This window comes from Methylobacterium sp. WL6 (genome assembly GCF_008040095.1).
Classification (GTDB): Bacteria; Pseudomonadota; Alphaproteobacteria; order Rhizobiales; family Beijerinckiaceae; genus Methylobacterium.
In genome coordinates, this window is sequence record NZ_VRVH01000293.1 from 1 (window position 1) to 5,589 (window position 5,589).

General features: G+C 68.9%; 5 protein-coding genes. 2 read left to right on the plus strand and 3 right to left on the minus strand.

Annotated features, from left to right (window positions below):
* On the minus strand, nucleotides 1-1,129 hold a 1,129-nt coding region (locus FV230_RS23825), incomplete at its 3' end, for a flagellin (RefSeq protein ID WP_147844162.1).
* A gap of 210 nt (nucleotides 1,130-1,339) precedes the next feature.
* Here FV230_RS23825 and FV230_RS23830 point away from each other — a divergent pair.
* Entirely contained in the window at nucleotides 1,340-1,717 is a 378-nt protein-coding gene (locus FV230_RS23830; protein ID WP_147729760.1) for a flagellar biosynthesis repressor FlbT, read from the plus strand.
* Between the two features lie 60 nt (nucleotides 1,718-1,777).
* On the opposite strand, the gene FV230_RS23835 is transcribed toward FV230_RS23830, so the two are convergent.
* Nucleotides 1,778-3,976 (minus strand): transglycosylase domain-containing protein, encoded by a 2,199-nt coding sequence (locus FV230_RS23835; RefSeq protein WP_147844163.1) that lies wholly within the window; start codon nucleotides 3,974-3,976, stop codon nucleotides 1,778-1,780.
* Nucleotides 3,977-4,247: 271 nt separating this feature from the next.
* Here FV230_RS23835 and FV230_RS23840 point away from each other — a divergent pair, with 271 nt between their 5' ends.
* On the plus strand, nucleotides 4,248-4,499 hold the full coding sequence (locus FV230_RS23840; RefSeq protein WP_147729070.1) for a PilZ domain-containing protein: 252 nt from the start codon (nucleotides 4,248-4,250) through the stop codon (nucleotides 4,497-4,499).
* A gap of 29 nt (nucleotides 4,500-4,528) precedes the next feature.
* On the opposite strand, the gene FV230_RS23845 is transcribed toward FV230_RS23840, so the two are convergent.
* Nucleotides 4,529-5,575: an acyltransferase family protein gene (locus FV230_RS23845; RefSeq protein ID WP_147844164.1), complete on the minus strand. Its 1,047-nt coding sequence runs from the start codon at nucleotides 5,573-5,575 to the stop codon at nucleotides 4,529-4,531.
* Between the last annotated feature and the right edge of the window lie 14 nt (nucleotides 5,576-5,589).

Below are 5,589 nucleotides of genomic sequence, written 5' to 3' on the forward strand. Positions count from 1 at the left end.
CGAGCGACTGGCGGGTCGACAGGGCCTGGGAGTTCGCGGCCTCCTCGTTGAGGTCGGCATCGGTGAGCTTGGAGGCGCCGGTGTCGAGCACGTTCTGGAGGTTCTTGGTGAAGTCCTGACGGTTCTGAACCACCGACAGGTTCGAGCCGAAGGTCGAGGCCTGCGATCGCAGCGTTGTGGAGGCGCTCGTCAGGCTGCTGAGCGTAGCGGTGACTGAGGCATCGAGAAGGAAGCTGCCCTTGCCGTCCGCCGTCGAACCAGAGTTGCCAGTGATCGCCGTCAGGTTGAGACCGCCGGAAGTGGCATCGACACCCTGGACGTCGAGGTTCGAGGTGTCCTTCTCGTTGAACGAGATGTGCAGCTTGTTCGAAGCCGCGCTGCTCGACAGCAGGTTGGTGCCGTTGAAGCTCGAGTCCTTGGCGAGCTGATCGATCTGGGTCAGCAGGCTGTTGTACTGCTTCGACAGGGAGGCCCGCTCCTTGACGCCGGTCACCGTCAGGTTGGAGCTCTGCCCGGCCGCCGAAGCTGTGTACAGAGGACCCGCATTAGCGGCGCCGCTGGCAAAGCCAAGCGCGGTCTGGTCGGCAGGCGCCGAAAACTCGATGTCAGCCGTAGCGTTGACGACGAGCTTGGTACCCGTGGCATCCTTGGTGAACGCGTTGCCTGCGCCCTGAGCGCTGACCGCGGTGTTCAGCTTGGTGATGGCCGTGTCGATGGTGTCGCTGGCGGTCAGCGAGACCGGAACCGCCGTGCCGTTGACGAGAAGGTTGACCGAGCCGGTAGTGGCCGAGAAGCCAGTGCCAGCCGTTCCGCTGGTGGTGATCTGCGTGGCGAGCGCCTGGTTGGCGGTCGACTTGGCCGAGTCCACCAGCTTCTGGATCGAGGTCAGACCCGTGTTGGCCGCCTGGATCGTCTGCACGCCATTCGAGATGCTGTCGAGCAGGGTGCCGAGGTCCGAGGAGCGGTTCGACAGGCTCTGCGCAGTGAAGAAGTTGACCGGGTTGTCGAGGGCCGAGGAGACCTTCTTGCCGGTGGAAAGGCGGTTCTGGGTGGTCGAGGACAAGGACGCCGTATCCTGCAGCGAAAGCAGGTTCTGGCGGGTAGCAGCGGTGAGAGAGACGCCGGACATGAGATGAGATCCATATTTGATCAGAAGACCGGCTTTCTGCCGGCCTCACGAAGAAACATGTCGCCACCTACCGACGCGTTAAATCGACCGGTCGAATCCGGCATATCGCGGGTGTGCAGGGCGTATTGCGCCCAATTACGCGATGAGAGTTCAAACAACATTAACAGATCGTGTCGATGGTCGTGGCGTCTCTAGAATGGAGTTGCCGGCATGGCCCTACGCATTGAGCTGAAGCCCGCGGAGCGGCTGATCATCAACGGAGCGCTGATCCGGAACGGCGATCGGCGGTCGGTCTTCCTCGTCGAGACCCAGTGCAAGTTCCTGCGCGAGAGCGAGATCATCCGCGAGGCGGACGCCGACACGCCGTGCAAGAAGCTCTGCGTGACCCTGCAGGTGATCTATCTCGCCGACGATCCGGCGGAGGCGGAGAACCTGTTCGTGATGCAGTCGACCGAGATCTTGAAGACGATCCCGGGCGCGGCCCCGTATCTCGTGGCGATCCACGACGCGGTCGCGGCCAAGCAGTACCACCTGGCGATCAAGACCGGGCGGAAGCTCATCGCCTACGAGGAGGAGCTGGCCGCCTGAGGGCGTCCGCCCGAGCGAGGCGTCGCGCGACGCGGGCGCCGGCCGAGCCGTCCGCTCACGTCACTCGCCGATGCCGAACAGCTTCTCGATGAAGTTGCGGTCGACCGAGTCGCGGGCCGCCGGACGGCGGGCCGCATTCGGGCGGGGCGCCGGCGCCGGGGGCTCGCCGAAGATCTGGCCGAGGATGTTGCCCGGGCTCGGCGCGCTCGCCACCGAGGCGGTCGTCTCGGGCGCCTTGCGCCAGCGGTTGAGGCCGGGCAACGGCACCGGCGTCTGGCCCTTCAGCGCGACGCTCATGTAGGTCTTCCAGATCTCGACCGGTAGGTTGCCGCCCGACGCCTTCTTCGTCGGCTCGCCGTCGTCGTTGCCGAGCCAGATACCCGTCACCAGGCTGCCGGAATAGCCGATGAACCAGGCATCGCGGAAATCCTGGCTGGTGCCGGTCTTGCCGGCGAGGTCCCAGCCCGGGATGTCGCCCTTCTTGGCGGTTCCGATCACGAAGGTCTCGTGCATCATCGCGTTCATCATGCCGACGGCGTTCGGATCGATGACGCGGCCGAGGCCGCCCTCCCCGCGCTTGTACAGCACCTTGCCGTCGGCAGCCTTCACGCCGGCGACGACGTAGGGGATCACGCCGGTGCCGCCGTTGGCGAAGGCGCTGTAGGCGCCGACCATCTCCAGCGGCGTCACCTCGGAGGTGCCGAGCGCGATCGAGCCGTTGGCCTGCAGCGCCGAGGTGATGCCGAGGCGCTGCGCGGTCTGCACCACCGCCTTGGCGCCGACCTCCTGGCCGAGGCGCACCGCGACGGTGTTGAGCGACAGGGCGAGCGCGGTCCGCAGCGTGACCGGGCCCTCGTACTGGTGCGAGTAGTTCTCCGGCTGCCAGTTGCCGATCTTGATCGGCGCGTCCTCCTTCACCGTGTCCGGCGTCGCGCCGCGCTCGACCGCGGCGAGGTAGACGAACGGCTTAAACGAGGAGCCGGGCTGGCGCTTGGCGGTGGTGGCGCGGTTGAACTGGCTCTGCGCATAGTCGCGCCCGCCGATCAGCGCGCGGATCGCGCCGTCCGGCCGCATCGAGACCAGCGCGCCCTGGCCGACGTTGTAGCGGCCGCCCTTGGCGTTCAGCTCGTCGACGAGCGCCTTCTCGGCGGTCGCCTGAAGGTTGGTGTCGACCGTGGTCTGCACGACGATGTCGCCCTCGATCGTGCCGACGAAGTCGTCGAGCACGTCCATCACGAGATCGGCGACGTAGTTCGCCGAGCCGCCGCCGCGGGTGCTCGCCGGCCGGGCCGGCTGGGCGAGCGCCACCTTGGCGTCCTGGGCGGTGATGAAGCCGAGCTCCTGCATCGCCGCGACCACCTGGGCGGCGCGCGCCTGGGCCGCCGGCAGGTTGCGGTTCGGCGCCAGCCGCGAGGGCGCCTGGACGAGGCCGCCGAGCATCGCGGCTTCCGCGACGCTGACGGTCTTGGCCGGCTTGCCGAAGTAGCGCTGCGCCGCCGCCTCGACGCCGTAGGCGCCGGCGCCGAAGTAGACCCGGTTCAGGTAGAGCTCGAGCAGCTCGTCCTTGCTGTACTTGTGCTCGAGCCACAAGGCGAGGATCGCCTCCTGGATCTTGCGCGAGGCCGACCGCTCGGGCGTCAGGAACAGGTTCTTGGCGAGCTGCTGCGTCAGGGTCGAGCCGCCCTGGGCGACGCCGCGGCGCGTCAGGTTCTGGCCGATGGCGCGCAGGATGCCGACCGGGTCGACGCCGAAATGGCTGTAAAAGCGCCGGTCCTCGATCGCCACGAAGGCGCGCGGCAGGTAGCTCGGCAGCTCCTTGATGCCGACGACGCGGCCGCCGGTCTCGCCGCGGTTGGCGAGCAGCGAGCCGTCGGAAGCGAGAATCGCGATGTTCGGCGGGCGCTTGGGCACCGCGAGCTGGTCGATCGGCGGAAGCTGGGAGGCATGGTAGGCGATCAGGCCGGCGATCCCGACCACCGCCCACAGGCCGAGCACCCAGCCGGCGTAGACCACACGCCCGAGCAGCGAGCGCCGCCGGACCTTCTTCGACGAAGCGCCACGCCGCGCGCCGCCCTTGGCGGCCGGCTTCGCCCGGCGGCTGCCCGCGTCCTCGCTGTCTCGGCTTCTGCTGGCCACGCCGCCTCCCGGGCGATCGGCCCGCGACAGGCGAAGGTCCGCGCCGCCCCGGCCCGCGCCGCGCCCCTCGGGCACGTCGAAGTTCGGTTCGCCCCGGCCGTCCCGTCCGCGTCCGTTCGCCATGCGTCCCGTCTGTCCTGAGGCCCGTCCGAGATGCCCTGCGAAGGCGGTGCGGCGGCGATCGTCGGGGGCCCGGTTCCGCACGGTAAATGCGGCGGGTTTAAGGGATGTTAACCGGCGATTTTCAGAACCCATTGACGATCAGGGACTTGGCGTTCGCGCTCCGCGATGCGGCCCAGCGTCGCCGAATCCCCGGGGTTTTTGGCGCCGGACGCGGCTTTTGCTAAGCGATTGCGCGCAAGATGCGCTCCGCCTTCGACCTTGGGGTGATGCCATGAGCGACAATCGACGCAGCACCCCGCGCAAGGACGCCTTCCAGGTGGCGAGCCTGATCGCGGACGAATGCGGGGAGCCCTGCGAATGCCTGGTCTGGGACGTCTCGGAGACCGGCGCGCAGATCGAGGTCGCGGCCGAGATCGTCGCCCCCGATCGGTTCACGCTGCGGGTGACCGCCTACGAGCCGCCGCGGCGCTGTCGCGTCGTCCGGCGCGAGGGTCGGCGGCTGGGAGTACGGTTCGAAGGCTGAGACGAACCGCGAAACCGGCGCGCCCCGGCTCAGGCCGGCTGCAGCGCCGGAGCGGGGGCCTGCCGGGCCCTCGCGATGCGGAACGCCTTCGGGCGGGCGAACAGGAAGCGGAGGGCGGTGCCGCGGACCGCGCGCTCCAGGGCGAGCGGCACGATCACGGCGACGACCATCACCGTCAGGCTGGCGAGGCCGACATCGTCGATCAGCCCGACCTTAACCAGCAGCGTCCGCGTGACCGCCATCGGCAGGAAGAACGCGAGGTAGATCACGATCGAGCGTTGCCCGCAGGCGCGCAACGCCGCGGTGACCGGCCCCCCGGCCGACGTCAGCAGGGCGGCGCCGGCGACGATGGCGAGCGCGCCGGCGCCGCCGAGGATCAGGCTGACCAGCGGCAGGCTGGCGAGCGTCGGGTACCCCGGCAGCCGCGAGGGCGTGAAGGCGAGCCACGCCTCGATCCCCGCCCAGAGCATCAGCCCGGCACAGGCCGCCCCCGGGTGGCGCGCGACCCGGTCGGCCAAGGCGAAGATGCGCCCGGCGAACAGGTATCCGGCCACGAAGTAGACGTAGCGGGCGCAGAATTCCTCCGCGAGATAGGACGGGGTCGCGATCGGCACGACCTGCAGCAGGGCGGCGCCGGCCAGGAGCACCGCCGCCGGCACGCGGCGCAGCAGCTTGGTCACCACCGAGAACACCGCGAGCAGGTAGATGAACCACAGCGTCGCGTACGGCTCGATCAGCGTGTGGACGAGATGGGCCGCGAAGGCGCCGGGCCCGGCCTCGCCGACGATCGCCGGATACTTCGCGAGCGACTGGACGACGACCCAGAGCCCGTAGAAGTAGGCGAAGTGGACGACACGCCGGTCGGCGAACAAGCGCCAGTCGCGGTCGATCACCCGGCCGACGAACAGGCCCGACAGCAGGAAGAAGTCCGGGATCCGGAACGGCTTCGCGAAGCTCACCGCCGTGTGGAGGAAACCCTCGCCGTCCATCGCCTCGCCGGTGCCGAGGGTGGAATGCATCATCACCACGAGGAGGATGCAGATGCCCTTGGCGACGTCGACCCAGGCGAGACGCATCGCATCCCCCGGCC

Bases quoted from the DNA above. Each gene is read 5' to 3' on its own strand.
- FV230_RS23835 (WP_147844163.1), bottom strand. From the start codon at position 3,976: ATGGCGAACGGACGCGGACGGGACGGCCGGGGCGAACCGAACTTCGAC.
- FV230_RS23830 (WP_147729760.1), top strand. From the start codon at position 1,340: ATGGCCCTACGCATTGAGCTGAAGCCCGCGGAGCGGCTGATCATCAAC.
- FV230_RS23840 (WP_147729070.1), top strand. From the start codon at position 4,248: ATGAGCGACAATCGACGCAGCACCCCGCGCAAGGACGCCTTCCAGGTG.
- FV230_RS23845 (WP_147844164.1), bottom strand. From the start codon at position 5,575: ATGCGTCTCGCCTGGGTCGACGTCGCCAAGGGCATCTGCATCCTCCTC.